Annotated in this window: 14 protein-coding genes and 1 riboswitch; of the genes, 2 read left to right on the top strand and 12 right to left on the bottom strand. The window is 55.5% G+C overall.

Features of this window, described 5'->3' with window-relative positions:
• Nucleotide 1 precedes the first annotated feature (1 nt).
• Together AB1S56_RS09160 and AB1S56_RS09155 are read right to left on the bottom strand one after the other, a co-directional pair.
• Entirely contained in the window at nucleotides 2-1,123 is a 1,122-nt protein-coding gene (locus AB1S56_RS09160; protein ID WP_340870059.1) for a DegT/DnrJ/EryC1/StrS family aminotransferase, read from the bottom strand.
• Complete coding sequence (locus tag AB1S56_RS09155) at nucleotides 1,111-2,163, bottom strand: Gfo/Idh/MocA family oxidoreductase (RefSeq protein WP_340870058.1); 1,053 nt, start codon at nucleotides 2,161-2,163, stop codon at nucleotides 1,111-1,113. Before AB1S56_RS09155 ends, AB1S56_RS09160 begins: the two co-directional genes overlap by 13 nt.
• A 196-nt stretch (nucleotides 2,164-2,359) precedes the next feature.
• On the opposite strand from AB1S56_RS09155, the gene wecB reads away from it, so the two are divergent.
• Entirely contained in the window at nucleotides 2,360-3,433 is a 1,074-nt protein-coding gene (wecB, locus tag AB1S56_RS09150) for a non-hydrolyzing UDP-N-acetylglucosamine 2-epimerase (RefSeq protein WP_340870056.1), read from the top strand.
• A gap of 33 nt (nucleotides 3,434-3,466) precedes the next feature.
• On the opposite strand, the gene AB1S56_RS09145 is transcribed toward wecB, so the two are convergent.
• The 4 genes from AB1S56_RS09145 to AB1S56_RS09130 form a co-directional block, all read right to left on the bottom strand.
• Entirely contained in the window at nucleotides 3,467-4,684 is a 1,218-nt protein-coding gene (locus AB1S56_RS09145; RefSeq protein WP_340870055.1) for a glycosyltransferase, read from the bottom strand.
• The gene (locus tag AB1S56_RS09140) at nucleotides 4,681-5,595 is read right to left on the bottom strand and encodes an SDR family oxidoreductase (protein ID WP_340870052.1); all 915 of its coding nucleotides are present in this window, start codon (nucleotides 5,593-5,595) and stop codon (nucleotides 4,681-4,683) included. The genes AB1S56_RS09145 and AB1S56_RS09140 overlap by 4 nt, the downstream gene beginning before the upstream one ends.
• A gap of 36 nt (nucleotides 5,596-5,631) precedes the next feature.
• Nucleotides 5,632-6,966 carry a nucleotide sugar dehydrogenase gene (locus AB1S56_RS09135; RefSeq protein WP_340870050.1) on the bottom strand — a complete coding sequence of 445 codons (1,335 nt, stop codon included), beginning with the start codon at nucleotides 6,964-6,966 and terminating at the stop codon, nucleotides 5,632-5,634.
• Between the two features lie 168 nt (nucleotides 6,967-7,134).
• Nucleotides 7,135-7,872: a YhcN/YlaJ family sporulation lipoprotein gene (locus tag AB1S56_RS09130; protein WP_340870047.1), complete on the bottom strand. Its 738-nt coding sequence runs from the start codon at nucleotides 7,870-7,872 to the stop codon at nucleotides 7,135-7,137.
• A 214-nt stretch (nucleotides 7,873-8,086) separates the two neighbouring features.
• Here AB1S56_RS09130 and AB1S56_RS09125 point away from each other — a divergent pair, with 214 nt between their 5' ends.
• Nucleotides 8,087-9,085: a ketoacyl-ACP synthase III gene (locus AB1S56_RS09125; RefSeq protein ID WP_340870044.1), complete on the top strand. Its 999-nt coding sequence runs from the start codon at nucleotides 8,087-8,089 to the stop codon at nucleotides 9,083-9,085.
• Nucleotides 9,086-9,157: 72 nt separating this feature from the next.
• Here the strand turns inward: AB1S56_RS09125 and AB1S56_RS09120 are convergent, their stop codons facing one another.
• The 6 genes from AB1S56_RS09120 to AB1S56_RS09095 all read right to left on the bottom strand — a co-directional run bounded on the left by AB1S56_RS09120 (nucleotide 9,158) and on the right by AB1S56_RS09095 (nucleotide 17,184).
• On the bottom strand, nucleotides 9,158-9,886 hold the full coding sequence (locus AB1S56_RS09120) for a GT-D fold domain-containing glycosyltransferase (RefSeq protein WP_340870043.1): 729 nt from the start codon (nucleotides 9,884-9,886) through the stop codon (nucleotides 9,158-9,160).
• A gap of 100 nt (nucleotides 9,887-9,986) precedes the next feature.
• Nucleotides 9,987-11,744 (bottom strand): phosphomethylpyrimidine synthase ThiC, encoded by a 1,758-nt coding sequence (gene thiC, locus AB1S56_RS09115; RefSeq protein WP_340870041.1) that lies wholly within the window; start codon nucleotides 11,742-11,744, stop codon nucleotides 9,987-9,989.
• A 187-nt stretch (nucleotides 11,745-11,931) separates the two neighbouring features.
• Nucleotides 11,932-12,034: riboswitch (TPP riboswitch) on the bottom strand.
• A gap of 78 nt (nucleotides 12,035-12,112) precedes the next feature.
• A complete protein-coding gene (gene ytvI, locus AB1S56_RS09110; protein WP_340870040.1) occupies nucleotides 12,113-13,144 on the bottom strand; it encodes a sporulation integral membrane protein YtvI in 1,032 nt (343 codons plus the stop codon).
• 24 nt (nucleotides 13,145-13,168) lie between these two features.
• The gene (gene yfkAB / locus AB1S56_RS09105; RefSeq protein ID WP_340870037.1) at nucleotides 13,169-14,314 is read right to left on the bottom strand and encodes a radical SAM/CxCxxxxC motif protein YfkAB; all 1,146 of its coding nucleotides are present in this window, start codon (nucleotides 14,312-14,314) and stop codon (nucleotides 13,169-13,171) included.
• A gap of 120 nt (nucleotides 14,315-14,434) precedes the next feature.
• The gene (locus AB1S56_RS09100) at nucleotides 14,435-15,553 is read right to left on the bottom strand and encodes an HD-GYP domain-containing protein (RefSeq protein WP_340870036.1); all 1,119 of its coding nucleotides are present in this window, start codon (nucleotides 15,551-15,553) and stop codon (nucleotides 14,435-14,437) included.
• Nucleotides 15,554-15,738: 185 nt separating this feature from the next.
• Nucleotides 15,739-17,184, bottom strand: a complete 1,446-nt coding sequence (locus AB1S56_RS09095) for a bifunctional metallophosphatase/5'-nucleotidase (RefSeq protein WP_340870035.1) — start codon at nucleotides 17,182-17,184, stop codon at nucleotides 15,739-15,741.
• Nucleotides 17,185-17,216: the final 32 nt, after the last annotated feature.

Below are 17,216 nucleotides of genomic sequence, written 5' to 3'. Positions count from 1 at the left end.
CTTACCTCCTTGCGTATCTTCTCAGCTTATCTGCAATGTAGTCCTGCTGCTCACGGGTCAGATGGGGCGACATCGGCAGCGCAAAGGAAAGGTCGCATATCCTCTCCGTAACGGGAAGATCTCCACGCTTCATCCCGAAGGCTCGCATGGCCTGCTGCAGGTGAAGCGGACATGGATAATAGTGTCCCGTCGAGATGCCATGGCGCTTGAGCTGTACCGCCAGCCGGTCTCGATCCTTGGTCAGCGCGACAAACAGATGATACACATGCCGGCTGTCGTGCGGATCGGCAGGCAGCTCCAGCGGCAGACCATCCAGTCCCTGGCGGTAATAGGCCGCAGCCTCGCGCCTCCGCTCGTTCCATTCATGAAGCTTGCCCAGCTTCACGCGGAGCGCGGCCGCTTGCAGCGGATCAAGACGGCTGTTATAGCCAACCTCCTCATGGAAATATTTTCTCCTGCTTCCATGATGGCAGAGCAGACGAATACGATCGGCAATCGCTTCATTGTTGGTGACGACGATGCCCCCATCGCCGTAGCCGCCCAAATTTTTGGTCGGGAAGAAGGAGATACAGCCGATGTCTCCGATTGCGCCCACTGGCCGTCCCTTGAACGCTGCGCCGATCGCCTGGCAGGCGTCTTCAATAATGAGCAGATTGTGGCGCTCCGCAATGCTTTGCAGAGCGTCCATATCGGCAGGCTGCCCGAATATATGAACGGGAAGCAGCGCTTTGGTCCGCGGCGTAACCTTCGCCTCCACATCGTCCGGATTCAGATTGAAGGTAGCCGTATCAATATCGGCGTACACCGGAATCGCTCCTACCCTGACAATCGCTTCCGCCGTAGCAAAAAAAGTGAACGCAGTCGTAATGACCTCGTCGCCGGCGCCTATGCCCGCCGCCTCCAGCGCAAGCGTCAGCGCGTCCGTGCCATTCGCTACGGATATCGCGAATCTCGCTCCCGTCAGCGCCGCAATTTCCTTCTCCAGAAGCTCCACCTCTGGTCCACCGATATAGACGCCGCTGTCCAGAACGCGCCGCATGGCGGCGTCAATCTCCTTCTTGAGCTCCTTATACTGCGCTCTCAAATCAATTAATGGGATATTCAACGCCTTCACTCCATCCATGACATGCCCCTCATCTCGAATTGGTTCAGCGGAAGCTTGACAACCTCGCCGCTGGCGATGGAACGATAGATCGCAAAAACAATCTCAAGCGCCGGCAGGGTATCGACCGCCTCAACAAGCGAGCCGGCACCCGAACGGATGGCTTTCGCCAAGTCCCGATATAACGGTGTATGGGATATGCCCTCAGGCTGCGGCACCGGCACAGCGTCCTTCTCCGCGAATTGCCACAGCGCCACCTTATCCAGCAGCGCCCCTTCCAGCTCGGCGGACCCCTTCTCCCCGAATAACGCGATGGATGTGCCAAGGGAGGCTGGATAAGCGTTAGTTGTCGCTTCGATGAAGCCAATCGCGCCGCTTTGGAACGTTAGTACGGCGACTCCCGTGTTCTCCACTCCGATATCCTGTCCGAAGCTGGCGGCTCGCGCGTAGACCGATTGAACGGGACCCAGCAGCCATTGAAGCAGATCCACATAATGAATGCATTGATTCATGAACAGTCCCCCGCCCTTCGCCCAGCTCTCGCGCCATGGGCTTTCCTTGAAATAGGAGAGACTGCGATTCCAACGCATCTTCACAACGCCATGGCCAATGGCGCCGAACCGGCTGTGCTCCACCGCTGCCTTCATCGCTTTCAGCTGAGGCATATAGCGCGCCTGGAACGACACCGCCAGCTTCAGCCCTCGCGCCTTCGCTTCTGCGACGGCCTCTCTCGCTTCTCTCATAGACAACGCCAGCGGCTTCTCCACCAGCACATGCTTGCCCGCGCGAAGCGCCTTCAGCGCCAGCTCCGAATGGGAATCGCTGCTTGTGGCAATGACCACAAGCTCGGCGTCCGACTTCTCCAGCAGCTCATCAACTGAGCGGAAAGCCCGAACAGCCGGATAGATCGGCCTGCACTCCTCAGCGAAACGGAGCAGCCTGCTCTCGTTCAGGTCCAATACTGCGGCAAGCGTGAGGGCTCCCTCCAGCTCAGCCATCGCAGCGACATGCTTGCCGGCGATTTGGCCGCATCCGATAATCGCGGCGCGCAATGGTTCCATGATCGCCCTCCTCCTTTTTATCTATCGAACGTTACCGCTCCATTAGTATATGAATAGGCCGAGAGATTGCTATGGACGAATCTATCATTCTTGCGAATTAGGTCCCTCTCTAGCCGAATGCAATATGCCATCCAGACGGACCGGTCATACGCTAAGAGTAAGAGAAGCAGTCGAATGATAGGGGAGGATGTTTGTATTGAAGATAGCAACCGTCGTTGGGGCCCGTCCCCAGTTCGTCAAAGCTGCTCCGCTTAGCCGAGCGATTCGCCAGCACCACCAGGAGCTGCTGATCCATACCGGACAGCACTACGATCCATCATTGTCGGATGTTTTTTTCCAGGAGCTGGGCTTGCCCGCGCCGGACATTGAGCTTGGAGCAGGCTCTGGCTCGCATGGCAGCCAGACAGCCAGAATGCTTGCCGGTATAGAAGAGGTGCTCATTCGGGAAACGCCCGATCTGGTGCTTGTGTACGGCGATACAAACTCCACTCTTGCAGGCAGCCTTGCGGCGGCGAAGCTGCACATACCTGTCGCTCACGTCGAAGCCGGTCTGAGAAGCTTCAACCGACGCATGCCGGAGGAGACGAATCGCGTGCTGACGGATCACATGTCTTCCATCCTGTTCTGTCCAACGGATGATGCGGCGGCGAATCTGCGGAGAGAAGGCATCAGCAAACACGTGCATATGGTTGGCGACATTATGTGCGATGCTGTGCTCGCCTTCCGCCCTATCGCCGGGAAGCAATCTACGATACTGAGCCGTCTGGGACTGTCGCCCAAGCGCTATAACGTTGCGACGGTGCACCGCAATGAAAATACGGACTCCGAGAGCAACCTGCGCCATATTCTAACAGCGTTAGCCCGGCTGGACCGCCCCGTTGTGCTTCCGCTTCATCCCAGAGCGCGCTTTTTCCTTCGCAAGTGGACGATGGAATCGCTGCTGGAGGCGTCCAATCTCATTGTGACAGAACCGCTGTCCTATCTGGATATGCTCCACTTGACGGGCAACGCGCATGCGGTGCTAACGGATTCCGGCGGCCTGCAGAAGGAAGCCTACCTCCTTCGCGTTCCCTGCGTCACGATGAGGCGAGAGACGGAGTGGGTCGAGACCGTGGCCCATGGCTGGAACCGACTTGCCGCTGCGGACACGAACAGGATTTGGGAAGCGTACAGCAGCTTGAACACGCCGGAGCATCACCCCAGCGTATTCGGAGATGGCAGAACAGCCCCGCGGATATGCCATGCAATAGAACAATATATGGAGGGATAGAAGAAGCCTGCCGCGTACAATCGCGGCAGGCTTCTATGGTTGGCGTTCCAGCTCCTGATACAGCAGATACAGACGCTTCTCCATTTTCTCCCACACATACTCCTCATCCATGGCCGCAAGGGCTTGCCTTCGCATGGCTGCGAGAAGCTGTCGGTCGTGGTACAGCTGCGCAAACAGCTTGGCATAATCCGCTGCTGACGGACTGCGTCCCGCCACAAGCCCGCAGCCATGCTTGCGCAGCAAAGCCGCCATCGCAGGAGCATCGTTCACAACCACGGGCACGCCGGCGTTCAACAGGCTGAACAGCTTGTTCGGCAGCGCGTTGGCTCGATTCTCCGAGCCAAGGTCGAAGTAGATATATCCAACATCCACGCTGCTCCATTGTTCGCCGAGCCTCTCATAGTCGACCCAAGCATAGTCGATGAGAGGGTGTGAACGAAGGCGGTTATCGATGAGCGCCCGCTCCGCCCTGGAGGCGTGCTGGCCTTGTCCCAATATTTTGAACCGTACATGCAGACCCGCCTGAGACAAGCTGTCCAGAATGCCAATCATGCGAGCTGGATCGCCCTTCTCCCTTTTCACCATGCCTTCATAACCGATGATCATAGGCCGCTCCATAGTAAAAGGAGACGAGATATCCGGCTCTGCCAGCCGCTCAAGCCGCTTCGGCGAATTATAAATAACGACAACAGGCACCTGCGGATACCGTGCGGCATATAGGGAGGCGATGTGATCCGATACCGTAATGAGCCGATCGGTCTCCTTCATCAGCTCTCGCAGCAAGGGTGTATCCTTCTCCAGCTCATGGGCGTCGAATATTACGCTGACCGGTCTCCCCTGCTCGCGCCAATAGCGCTTGGCCTGCACCGCTTCGTACAGCGTTTCCGGCTCATGGGCATGATAGACGTCGGCTCCCGCATCCCTTGCCTTCACGAGCAAGCCATCCAGCTGATACGGCAACGACAGCTGCTGCAGGCTGCGCAGCATGGCCTTTTCGGCTTTCGCCTTCTGCAGGTCTGAAGAATAGCTCTTGGCCGTGTACGGCATGACCGTAACCTGATCCAGCAAGAATGAAGGAGCTTCGTATTGCTTATCCTTCAGCGGAGCCTTGTTCACATTCAGCAGCACCCCATTGTATCGGGGCGCCAGAAGATAAACCTCATGCCCAAGCGCCGCCAAGCTTCTGGCCTGCTTCCGGAACACTCTGGCGTCAAGAAAGGAATGCCTTCGAATCAGCTTGCATATTTTCAATCTAGGCTCCTCCGATCAGAAGCTTTGCCCGCGATGCCATCCAGCCGGTATTGTGCGTACAGCTCCTCATGGTCCTTCATCCACTCCGCCAAACGCCTCAGCATCTCCGGATAATCAGGCACAGGATAAGGGGCCATATCGCTTCTCGTATTGAGCAGGCTTTTGTCGTGCTGAAGCTTGTCGCAGGGCTCTATGTCGACATGATGCCCGTTCCGGAACGCCTCCCTGAACAGCATCAGCAGCTCATGCTTGGACACCCTCTCGCTGGCAGAGAGATGAACGATGCCGTCAAGCGGATTGGCCAGCATACGATCTACGAAGGAGGCGAGCTCTAGCGTCGTAACGCCATTCCAGTAGACCCTGGAATAGCCGCTGAGCTTGCCCTCCTGCATCATAAACCAATGGAAGAGGCCGATACCGTCCCGCTTGAGTTCGGGTCCGATAATGGATGTCCGGATCGTAAGATGTCCCGCTTGCATCACTTCTCCCAAGCTTTTGGACACGGCATACGCGGAGGTGCCATCAGGCTCAGCCGTCTCGTTGTAGGGTCCGTCCTGCCCCGAAAATACGCAATCCGTGCTAATATGAATAAGCCGATAGCCCAGCTTATCCCCCCACTCCGCCAGACGATGCGGGAGAAGGCTGTTAATAAGCCTCGCCTCCTCCGCCCGCTCCGCCGCCGCGTCGTTCAGTATGCCGGCCGCATTCACAACGGTATCTGGCCGGAGCTGGCTCAGCGCGGCTAGCAGCCTGTCATGGTCCCGCAAATCCAAATGCACCTGCCTCGTGTTCAGAGGAGAGTCCGTTCCTCGCCTCTTTACAGCCGTTACGTCATGGCCCCGCTCGGTCAAATACTGCACAAGCATATGCCCCGCCATGCCGCCAGCGCCTAATACGACTACCCTGCTCACGCTCAGCCCTCCCTGTATCTATATTCCATACTCCTCTTACGGAAGAGAACGGCCGCCACGGCCAGCTCCGAGCCTCATCCAATTGCCATGGCCCGCCAGATGCCTTGTCACATTCCGGGTATCATAGATGAACGGCGCATGAGCAGCCAGCATATCAAGGGGCAGAGCGCTATGATGTGTGGCGATGATCACGACGTCCATTCCTGCGACCCGCTCTGGCGTCAGCTCTACGCTTGCCAGCTGGTCCTCGCCCAGCTTCAGCTGAGGAATATAGGGGTCGTGATAGAACACATTCGCCCCCTCCAGCTGCAGCAGCTTCATCAAATCAAGCGAAGCGGATTCCCGGCAATCGGCGATGTCGGGCTTATACGCAGCTCCATATACAAGCACATTGCGGTCAGACAGCGAGCCTTGTGCCATCGCTTTTTTCAGCTGCTGGACGATATAGAGGGGCATCCTGTGGTTCACAGCGTTGGACATGCTAATAAACTCAGAGGTCAGTCCATGCTGCTTCACCTTCCATAGCAAATAGGAAGGATCTACAGGAATGCAGTGGCCTCCAATTCCAGGTCCGGGATAGAAGGGCATAAAGCCGAAAGGCTTCGTTCCCGCGGCGTCGATGACCTCCCATATGTCCAGATTCAGCTCGTCGCTGAGCATCGCCATTTCATTAATAAATGAAATATTGACGAGCCGATAGGCGTTTTCGAGAATTTTGGCCATCTCCGCTGCATCCGTGCTGGATACGGGATGAACGCTCGGGAACACCTCGCCATACAGCGACTGGACACGGTCCAGGCAATCCGACGTTGTGCCGCTGACGATTTTGGGTATACGCTCTAGAGGGAAATGGCGATTGCCGGGATCCACGCGCTCCGGAGAATAAGCCAGATAGAACCCGTCGCCCGCCTTCAGGCCCGATCGTTCCAGAAGCGGCAGCAGTACCTCGCGAGTCGTGCCGGGGTAGGTCGAGCTTTCCAGCACGACCAGCTGTCCCCTCTGGAGACGATGGCTGATCTGGGTCGCGGCGATTGTCAAATAGCTGAGATCCGGCGTGCCGTATGTTGTGAGCGGTGTCGGCACGCAGATGATGATCGCTTCTGCCGCTTGAATAGCTCCGTGCTGGCTGGTCGGGAGGAAGCGCTCGGTTCCCATGGCTTCCTGTATGCTCGTATTGGAGATTTCGTGAATGTAGCTGATCCCCCGCTGAAGCTTTTGAATTTTGCCCATATCGGGATCGATGCCCAGAACGCGGAAGCCTCTGGAGATGAACAGGAGCGCCAGTGGAAGACCAACATAACCTAAGCCAAGAATCGCAACCGTCTTCACATGCTGTCCATCCGGTATTAACCCGTCTTGTTGTTCATTCATACTTTCAACCATCTCGTAGTCTCTCGCCTTCTTTCCAGCCAGGTTTTCAATTAGCTAGAATTACCATATGACGAAATGGTAGAAATGGAATGGACGAATGAGCGTTTCCCGCGCAAAGAGGCTGACCGCCTAATTGGCGATCAGCCTCTTGCCTTCGTACTTCATATTCTATTCCAGCAGGCGATGTCTGCGCTTAACGCTTGTGGACTTCATCAGGCCGTCTCCGGTCGCGTCTGGCTGCCCTACCGGGAAGATGCGCTCCACCATCGCGTTAAACTCCATAATATAATTTTGCACGGGGTATCCATGCGCGCTGTCATTCATATAGCTGCCCATTCGCATGACGAAATCGGGATTGGCGGAGATGTAAATATTGGCAATCTGTGGATGGGACTGCTTGACCACCGAAGCGATCTGCCCCTTCAGTTGGGCAGTCAAATGCTCTTCTCCCGTGGACATGGCGCTCATGCGTTTGCGCTCGTCCCGGTTGTCATGATCCATCATCCCCATTTGGGTTCGGCTCATTATTCTGGCGTCCCCTTGAGGCAATTCGTCCTGCAGAGATACCGCGACATACGCATTTTTATCGGCCAGCATCACATACGAGACCTTTACGCCGTCTATATCCTGAATACGGTTGGCGATTTGCTCGCTCAATTCCAGACGATAATTCTGATGAGACCCGATTACGTTATTATTGGTTTGCTGGCTGCCTCGCACCCGATTTTTTTCGTTTTCGTTATCATGCGCGAACCGCTTGTCCCGAATCACATTGCCGAAGCTGTCCATCCGGACCTCATTCATCCGAATATTTTTATTGCCGAGATCGCCTTGGTATTCGCTGCAGCCGCCAAGCATCGTGCCGATCAGCACGCTGGCGGACAGCGCCGCTAACTGTTTACGCATAGGCTTTCCTTACCTCCTCGTGTCGTCGCTTCCAGCCTTCAAAGCCTCGCGCCGTGCGCCGCGCTTCGATATTGGGCCTGATCCTCTATATATTTTGCAGTTTGCATACTCGCTATTCGGCTTTCGGCTGCATTGACTTTTTGCCGCCGGCATCTTATATTAGTATCAAGTATTAGTACCTGGTGCTAACAATTAGAGCGAGGTGAGCCGTTTCATGACAACTACCCTGCAATCGAACGCGTGCGTAACCGCAATTGGCACTTATGTCCCCGGGCACATCATCACGAACTCCGATTTGGAGAAGCTGGTGGACACAAGCGATGAGTGGATCGTCCAGAGAACGGGCATTCGTGAACGCAGAGCCTTATCGCAAGGAGAAGGTGCCTTTGACCTTGTCGTCGGCGCCGTGCACAACATGACCGAGCGGTACGGGATTCCATTAGACGATGTCGATTATATTATTGTCGCAACCTCCACTCCTGATACCGTATTCCCAAGTATGGCTGCCCGCATTCAATCCCGCTTCGGCATTAGCGGCTGCGGCGCCGTCGATCTGCAGGCCGCCTGCGCCGGCTTCACTGCCGCGCTTCAGCTTGGCAATGCTCTGCTGCTGACGGGTATTTACCGCAAAATATTAATTGTCGGCGTCGATGCGTTGACCACAGTGACCGACTATACGGACCGCACGACATGTATATTGTTCGGAGACGGCGCGGGAGCCATGCTGCTGGAGCGAGCTTCGAGCGGAGGCGGAGGCTGTATGCTGGCGTCCTATTCCGACACGGACGGCTCCGGCGGGCACCATGTTTATTTGAGCAACAGTGCGAATCGCATCGATGAGCATGAGCTGCTGGATCATGGGAAGATTGTGCAGAACGGGCGTGAGGTTTACCGCTGGGCCGTCAGCCACGTGTCGGAGGGCATACGCAAGCTGATGGCGGGCAGCGGCATGGACGCGGAGCAGCTCAACTGGTTCGTGCCGCATAATGCCAATCAACGCATTATCGACGCTTTGTGCGAGAGAACTGGCTTTCGTCCGGAGCAAGCCTTGTCCAGTATCTCGCGCTACGGCAACACCTCAGCAGCATCCATCCCTCTTGCTCTGGATGACGCGGTCAAGGACGGCCGCGTACAGAGCGGCGACACGCTGCTGCTCTATGGCTTCGGCGGCGGACTGACGCAAGCCGGCGTCATTATGCGCTGGTCCCTTTAGCTTAGCCAACAAAGAAGGATACAGCTTGTGCGTGCGATTGCCGCGCGCATAGCTGTATCCTTTAGAATCCATTTATGATTTCATATAGGAGATGATTTGTGAGCCGATGCCGAAGTCCACTCCGACTTTCCCCATACGTACCGCTACCTGATGGGCCAGCACGACGGCATTGACGCCGCAGGAGGCGAGCACCATATCGTATTCGTCCTTCCGTTCCTCGAGCACTCTCAGCGTATCCTCCATCATTCCGTTGCGCTCGAACGGCAGCGTGAACGGGATGGTCAGGTTGAAGGGAGGTTTAATAAGCCGCTGCTTCGTTCCTCCCGCCCAGCGGGATACCAGGACAACACGAGCGCCTTGCTCCGCAAGCATGCTCCAGAAGGGCTGATATTGGACCAGCTCCCGGTTCACAATCGCATTGCAGACGGCCTTGGGCTCCAGGGCAAAATGCTGGAATATCCGGTTTGTCAGCGCCCGCTTGTGATTGGGATGGGCCCGGATTACATTATCATTTTGAGCCAAAATGCCTACGATATCGGCTTCGCGAATGGCTGTCACCAGCTGATCCCGGAATGGAAGGTTGGGCAGCCTGATGCCCTTCCTGCCTTTGTTCGCCTCCTGCACCCACAGCTGCTTCAGTGTCTGCTCCATTGAATATACGGAATCCTGCGACAATACAAAGTTTTCCCCGTCACCAATGCGTACGAGACAATAGGGCTTCTTCTCGACGAGCGCGTTCCTCAGGCGGGATATGATTTCATCCTTGCCCAGCAGGCTCTCGTTCGGAATATGTGCAATCATGTGCAATCCTCCCAGTATTCAGATCCTCTCATTCTTCGTCCTGATAGTATATGAGTGGAATAAGGGAGGGATTGGACAGCTGCCCGCGCCAAGGGTCTGTCTATGTATACATTTCACTGCCCGCCGCCTTGAACGCTTCCGCCTTCTCCTTCATGCCGGCTTCGATAGCTTCGGAGGTCTCGAGTCCGCTGCGCGCCGCATAATCACGAATATCCTGCGTAATCCTCATGCTGCAAAACTTCGGACCGCACATGGAGCAGAAATGCGCCGACTTGGCCGCCTCCGCCGGCAGTGTTTCGTCATGGTAAGCCATCGCCCGCTCGGGATCCAGCGACAGATGGAATTGATCGCGCCAGCGGAACTCGAAGCGAGCCTTGGACAAGGCGTCGTCTCTCTCCTTCGCTCGGGGATGCCCCTTCGCCAGATCCGCCGCATGCGCCGCTATCTTGTATGTGATCACGCCCTCCTTCACATCCTCCTTATTCGGCAACCCCAGATGCTCCTTAGGGGTCACATAACAGAGCATCGCCGTTCCGAACCAGCCGATCATCGCCGCGCCAATCGCGGAAGTAATATGATCATAGCCCGGAGCAATGTCCGTGGTCAGCGGGCCCAGCGTATAGAATGGCGCCTCGTCGCATACTTCCAGCTGACGTGTCATGTTCTCCTGAATCAGATGCATCGGCACATGTCCCGGACCTTCGATCATGACCTGCACATCATGCTTCCAAGCGATTTTGGTCAGCTCTCCCAGCGTCTCCAGCTCCGCGAACTGCGCCTCATCATTGGCGTCCGCGATGGAGCCGGGACGAAGGCCGTCGCCGAGCGAGAATGACACGTCATATTGCTTCATAATGAGGCAGATCTCCTCGAAATGGGTATACAGGAAATTTTCCTTATGATGCGCAAGGCACCAAGCAGCCATTATGGAACCGCCCCTGGAGACGATGCCCGTCACGCGCGCCGCCGTTAGCGGAATGTACCGCAGCAGCACACCGGCATGAATGGTAAAATAATCAACCCCCTGTTCCGCCTGCTCAATCAGCGTATCGCGGAACACCTCCCAGCTCAGATCCTCCGCTTTGCCGTTCACCTTCTCCAGCGCCTGATAGATCGGTACAGTGCCTACGGGCACCGGTGAATTGCGCACGATCCACTCCCGCGTCGTATGAATGTTTTTGCCCGTGGACAAGTCCATAATCGTGTCGGCTCCCCAGCGAGTCGCCCATGTCATCTTCTCTACCTCCTCCTCGATGGAGGAGGCAACCGCGGAGTTGCCAATATTGGCGTTAATCTTCACATGAAACCCTCTGCCGATAATCATAGGCTCGCATTCAGGGTGATTGATGTTCGCCGGTATGATCGCTCGTCCCCTGGCTACTTCATCCCTGACAAATTCGGGCGACATGCCCTCCCTTATCGCAATAAACTCCATCTCCGGCGTAATGATGCCCTGCCGCGCGTAATGAAGCTGGGTGACGTTACCCCCCTTTTTGGCGCGCAGCGGCCGGCTGTTCACGTTCGGGAAAAGCTCCGCCCCTCTCTCACGGGCTCTCTCGGCGGTCGTAAAGCCGTTATCCTCAGGCTTCACCTCCCGGCCCTCATACGCTTCCACGTCTCCGCGTTCCATAATCCAGCCTTCCCTAAGCTTCGGCAGACCTGCGCGAACATCGGCGACATAAGAGGGGTCGGTATAGGGACCGCTGGAATCATATACGAGGATAGGCTCATTCGGCTTCTCCTGCCCATCCCTGCCCGTACTAGGGCTCAGCTCAATCTCCCTTACAGGCACTTGAATGCAGGGCTTCGAGCCTTGCACGTACTTCTTGCGGCTTCCTGAGATTGGTGTTGTTTGCATAACAAAAAAACCTCCTAAAATGGAATTGGAATTCCACCTGGAGGCATACTCAGACCTATAAGAAAGTTTCAGCTTGGCAAGAAGGCTCACCCATGCAGACTATACTAACGGCAAGGCATACCGCCAGCCGCTAGCTGCGACGAGCCTGCGCGTCACCGATGGAACGATAACAACGGCTTGCGCTCGCAAAGCTGTATTCCCACTTTCCTACGCTGGCATGACCCAGATCAGGTTCAAAGGGACCAAAGCAATCGCTTTATCTCAGCCTTTCGGCGCCCCTAGTGGATTTCCTTGTTACAATATACGATTGTCTGGCAGCTATTGTCAACCTGTCATACAACTTTTTATGTGAACGATACCGTGCCAGCCTATAGCTTGATCTTCTGCTGGAACAATCCCGCCTGTCTGGCCGCCATATAAATAATGACGATGAGCGGTCCGATAAATACGCCGATGACGCCCACCAGCTTGAAGCCCACGTATAGGCTGATAAGGGCCGACAAAGCCCCGATTCCAACAGAATCCCCCAATATTTTGGGCTCAACGATACGGCGGAATACGGTAATGAACAGGAACAGAATAACGAGTCCGATGCCTGTATATACATCACCTGTCAGAATCAGATAAGCCGCCCAAGGCACCAGCACCGACCCCGTGCCCAGTATCGGCATAATGTCCACGATAATAATGAGCAGGGCAATCGCCATGGGATATTTGATATCCAGGATAAGCAAGCCCGCAAGGGAAATTACGTAGGTCATGGCGCTTAAAATAATCTGCGAGCGAAGGAAGCCGAATATGGATCGGCGCAAGTTATTCAGCATCTGATCCACCTGCGGACGAGACGATTCATCGAACAATGACAGCACCGAGGCCTTCATCGTATGGAGGCTGAAGCTGAACATATAGACAGCGACCAGGAACACGATAAAAAAGATGAAGACGCCAGGGAGCGAAGAGGCGAACGACACGACAGAGCTTGACAGCTTGCCCACCATTGTCGTGATGGTGCCGGTGAGCTTCAGGAGGTAGCCCTCCAGTGTCTCGATAGCGTCAGGCGGAAGATTCTGGTACAAGCCCCGAGCATCCACCAGGAGCTGGTCGACGATTTCGCTTGCGTTTTCAAAATATTGCGGAACCTTCTGCAGGTACGCGATCAGCTCGGCCACTATTTTGATGCCTAGCAGCACAATTAAGCCTATAAGCAGAACGGTGAACAGCGTGCTGGATATAATAGCCGCGACGAGCCTGTTCAGCTTGAAGCGCCTCATTAGCATACCGTTCAGAGGCTCCAGGAAGATGGCCACGACAAGGGCCAGCAGGAACGGAGCTCCAACTGTGAATGACAGATAAATCAACAGCAGGCCAACGGCAATCATCACGATCGTGCGAATGGACATGCGGTTTCCCTCCTCTCCCAGATTCTATTCTAATTTCGCGCTGCGCATGAGAAAATTCTCTTCCTTGTAATACATATCTTTGACCAGCAGATTGGGACCGCAGCACGATGCCGCCGGGCAATGGCAATTAACGCTTTGGGCCAGCGGATGCTCCAGCCAGCGATTGAACAGCTCGTCCAGACTGGAGTCCGCAATGTTGCCGAACGCCGGCACATCAGAGAAATCCGTTACGAATACGTCGCCCGTGAACAAGTTGACATTCAGCCGGTTGCGTCCGTCGGGATCATTCCTCACTGTCACATTGCGCTCTTGCGAAAGCCTCTTAAGCAGCGCCCGCTCCTCCGCATTGTCGCTGCACTGGTAGAACGGAAGTGTGCCGAAGAGCATCCAAACCTCTTGATCTCGAGTATCCAGCAGCGTCTTGACGGCTTCGCTCATCTGCTCTCTTGAAATGACGGGCAGATCCTTGGCGAAGGAGCTCGGATACATGGGATGCACCTCGTGCCGCTGACAGCCCATGTCGACAATTAACTGATGGATTTGGTCAATCTTGTTGTATGTGCGGTAATTAATCATGGATTCTGCAGACACCAGGACACCTGCGTCGCTGAGCCGGCGAGCGTTGTCGATCATACGATTGTACAGCTTGGTGGCCGCTTCCAGCGAGACGCTGTGTCCCGACTTCGCAAAGCCGATTTCGTGGAAGTCCTTCGCGCTCGTATAGTTGAAGGAGATATGCATAACATCTAGATACGGAGCCAGCTGCTCATATCTTGAATAAGGCAGCGTCACATTGGAATTAATCTGAGAACGGATGCCCCTGCTTCTTGCATACTGCAGGAGCGGCACCATATATTCGCTTACCGTGCGGCCAGAGAACGTTGGCTCGCCTCCCGTTATACTGATCGTCTCCAGACATTCCACCTCATCCAGTCGTCTCAGCATGTCAGCAAGCGGAAGCTTGTCCGGCTCAGCCAGCACTAGCGTGTCTCCGACCGCACAATGCTCGCATCGCATATTGCATAGATTCGTGACCGTCATCTCAACACTGGTCAAACGGTGCTGCCCGTATTGGCGAAGGGAACGAATAGGGTCCCAGGGGTCATTGTCCGGCGAAAGCGGGGTTAAGGCAGAATGAAAGCTATGATTCCTTGCGTTTAATACGTTCATGATTCAGCACCTGACTTCATATTCTCGTAATTGCGTATTCTTTTATTGTAATGTCCGCGACAGCAGGAAGCAAATGAAGTATGCGCAGGCCAGCAATAGAAAAAGGAGCCGCTTGGCCCCTTATATGCCCGCAACCAGCGGCTCCGAATACTCCTCTTCATTCACGCCGACAATCATCGCCGTCAGCTGCGTGGACAGGTCGATTTCGTATGGCGATTTCAGCTCTTCTCCAGCCTCATTGTATAGGACTCGCACGGTTGGACGATGCGGATACGTGTTGTTCAAGCCGGCGACAATACCTCGCTCGCCGCTCTGCAGCCTGACGTTGATGCCGATGGGATAGATCGCCACCTTGTCCCGGAACAGCTGCAGCATGCGCTGCTCGTATAAGGTGCCCGTCCCTGCGTACAGCCGCTCCACCGCTTCATGCGGCAGCATCGGCGACCGGTAGACCCGGTTCGTCGTCATCGCGTCGTAGGAGTCGACAAGCCCAACCCACTTGGCGTAGTCATGTATTTCATTGCCCTTGATGCCGCGCGGATAACCGCTGCCATCCAAGCGCTCATGATGCTGGAATGCGCAATGAGCCACAAGAAGCGGCAAATTGGGCTCATCCTTCAGCAGCTCGTAGCCGAGCTGGGCATGGCGCTTCATCAGCTCGAACTCTTCCTTGGTAAGCGCGTCCGGCTTCTGGAGCACCTGCATCGAGATTTGCGTCTTCCCGATATCATGCAGGAGAGCCCCCAGCCCAAGGGTCATCACCTCGTCTCGCGAGTAGCCGTTCGACATGCCGAGCAGCGTCGTATACACGCACACGTTCAAGGAATGCTGGAACAAATAGTGGTCCACTTGCCCCATATTCATAAGCATAATCATAGCGTCCTTATGATTGGACAGCTCGTCGATAATGGAGTTCATCATGCTGCGGAAGGGTGCGGCGATAAAGGGATAGGTAACGCCCTTCTTCATCTTGGGTCGATCCATCATCTCGCGGAAATTGGTGCGGATTTCCTTAATGGCCATCCGGAACGTTTCCTCGCTAATAATGGAAGGCACCTGCACGTCCTCCGTGCGGGAATCCTCTATGTAGACATACTGAACGCCGCATTGCTCCAGTCTGGCGATCAGCCGGGACGTAAGCTCCATGCCGTCGCCAAGAAGCACGATGCCTTCAGCGGAAAATATTTTTTTGGCTAGCTTCATGCCGGGCTCGCACTTCGCTATGGGCAGCAAACGCATTTCGGTCCATCCCCTTCATGACTTCTGTACCTTATACATCGGAGTAAACCGTATATATTGTTAATTTACGTGAAAATGCGCCCAACTGCAACCGTTTTGTGCTAAATTTCGACAGCTTGCGCCACGAAAAGTCGAACCCAGCCTTTTTGTTCATGTTCCATAAGTCCAGTTATCAGCACCGGAGCTCAAGTCGATTGTGGAATCCAGTTCTGTACTCGACAAGCCGCAATCGCATCCTCCCGCAGCAGCTCGGAGCCGATAACGTCTCGAATAAACTCTGGCAAATAGAACCTGCAGCTCTCCGTATCCGCAAGGGACTCATAGCCTACACGGAAGCTGAACATGTCAATGGTGCCAACAACGTACAGCCTTTCATCCTGCAGCGGCTCTCCGTTCGCCAGCACGCTTACAATGCGGCCCATAGGCTCCCGGCTATGGTCATAGCGGACCGTCATGCCGTCCATAGCTAACGTGCCAAGCACCTCTCCGCGGAATCCGAAACCCTTGATCGGCTTCGTCACATAATGCGCCAGAAGCGCTTGCTCCAGAGCCAAGCGAATATGTCGACCTGCAATGACAATGCGAGACGGATTAATAGGGGATGGACACAAGGCGTGCAGCTCTCCCGCTGTCACCTCTCCACCAGCCAGGCCGCCCAGCAGCTGCCCCGTATTGACCAGACCGATCTCCGCGTCCGTCCAGCGCCGCAGCCCTCTTGCCAGCAAATTAGCGAGGGGCGATTCCGCGTCCGTTCGCGCCGGGAGCGGCTCCTTGAGACGCGTAATAACTCGGCTTAACGTTCCCCTGGCCGCTTCGTTGTGAGCGCGGATGACCGCATCCGCCTCAGCCCGCTCCGGAAAGGCCCCCGTAGGCACACAGGTCGCCCGAAAGCTTGGCCTGCTCGTATCCGCATCCCAGCCGATTTCAACGCGGCCCAAATAATCGCCGAATTTGCCCGCCGCGCACACCGTCGTTGTCCCTATAACCAGAGGCTCCTCCAGCAAATGATGGGTATGCCCGCCAACAATGAGATCAATGCCGTCAATTTCCTCCGCCATCTGCCGATCGAGCGTAATGCCAAGATGGGACATAACAATCAATATATCGCATTGCCCTCGAATGGCGCTCACCTGCTCACGGATAGCGGCCAAGGGCTCCGTGGTCGTCCAGCCCAGCAATGCGTAGAATTCCGCAAAATTGGCCGTCGCGCCGACAAGACCAACCTTCAAGCCATTTTTTTCAATCAGAATATGCGGCCGCATCCAAGCCGGTCTTGCTCCTGTACTGCTTATCTTCATGTTCGCACAGACAACCGACAGCTTGGAGGTCGTGCCATAGAGCTGCTCCAGCATATCCGCGGAGCAGGTGAGCCCCTCGTTATTACCCAGTGTTATGGCCTCATATCCCGCCTCTTGGAGCAGGTCCCGGTTGACCCTTCCGCCGGTGCCCTCCGATTCCATCCGCATTCGGTCCATATGATCGCCGCAATCAACGGCAAGCACCCGATGCGCCCCCCACACCCTGCGTTCCTCCGCTATCATGGTAGATATCCGAGCCGCGTTTTCCAATCTGCTATGAATGTCATTGCTGTGCAGAAGTATAATCTCTGTATGCTGCAATGTGTGGGACATCCTTCCTGCGCGCCTCCTCAGTCTTCAGTCAA

Source organism: Paenibacillus sp. PL2-23, assembly GCF_040834005.1.
GTDB lineage: Bacteria > Bacillota > Bacilli > Paenibacillales > Paenibacillaceae > Pristimantibacillus.
The sequence above is the reverse complement of the archived record's forward strand: the minus strand, read 5'-3'. Positions and strand labels throughout refer to the sequence as shown.

Bases quoted from the DNA above. Each gene is read 5' to 3' on its own strand.
- AB1S56_RS09135 (WP_340870050.1), bottom strand. From the start codon at position 6,966: ATGAATGAACAACAAGACGGGTTAATACCGGATGGACAGCATGTGAAG.
- AB1S56_RS09120 (WP_340870043.1), bottom strand. From the start codon at position 9,886: ATGATTGCACATATTCCGAACGAGAGCCTGCTGGGCAAGGATGAAATC.
- AB1S56_RS09130 (WP_340870047.1), bottom strand. From the start codon at position 7,872: ATGCGTAAACAGTTAGCGGCGCTGTCCGCCAGCGTGCTGATCGGCACG.
- AB1S56_RS09095 (WP_340870035.1), bottom strand. From the start codon at position 17,184: ATGTCCCACACATTGCAGCATACAGAGATTATACTTCTGCACAGCAAT.
- ytvI (WP_340870040.1), bottom strand. From the start codon at position 13,144: ATGTCCATTCGCACGATCGTGATGATTGCCGTTGGCCTGCTGTTGATT.
- thiC (WP_340870041.1), bottom strand. From the start codon at position 11,744: ATGCAAACAACACCAATCTCAGGAAGCCGCAAGAAGTACGTGCAAGGC.
- AB1S56_RS09160 (WP_340870059.1), bottom strand. From the start codon at position 1,123: ATGGATGGAGTGAAGGCGTTGAATATCCCATTAATTGATTTGAGAGCG.
- AB1S56_RS09125 (WP_340870044.1), top strand. From the start codon at position 8,087: ATGACAACTACCCTGCAATCGAACGCGTGCGTAACCGCAATTGGCACT.
- AB1S56_RS09100 (WP_340870036.1), bottom strand. From the start codon at position 15,553: ATGCGTTTGCTGCCCATAGCGAAGTGCGAGCCCGGCATGAAGCTAGCC.
- yfkAB (WP_340870037.1), bottom strand. From the start codon at position 14,314: ATGAACGTATTAAACGCAAGGAATCATAGCTTTCATTCTGCCTTAACC.
- AB1S56_RS09155 (WP_340870058.1), bottom strand. From the start codon at position 2,163: ATGGAACCATTGCGCGCCGCGATTATCGGATGCGGCCAAATCGCCGGC.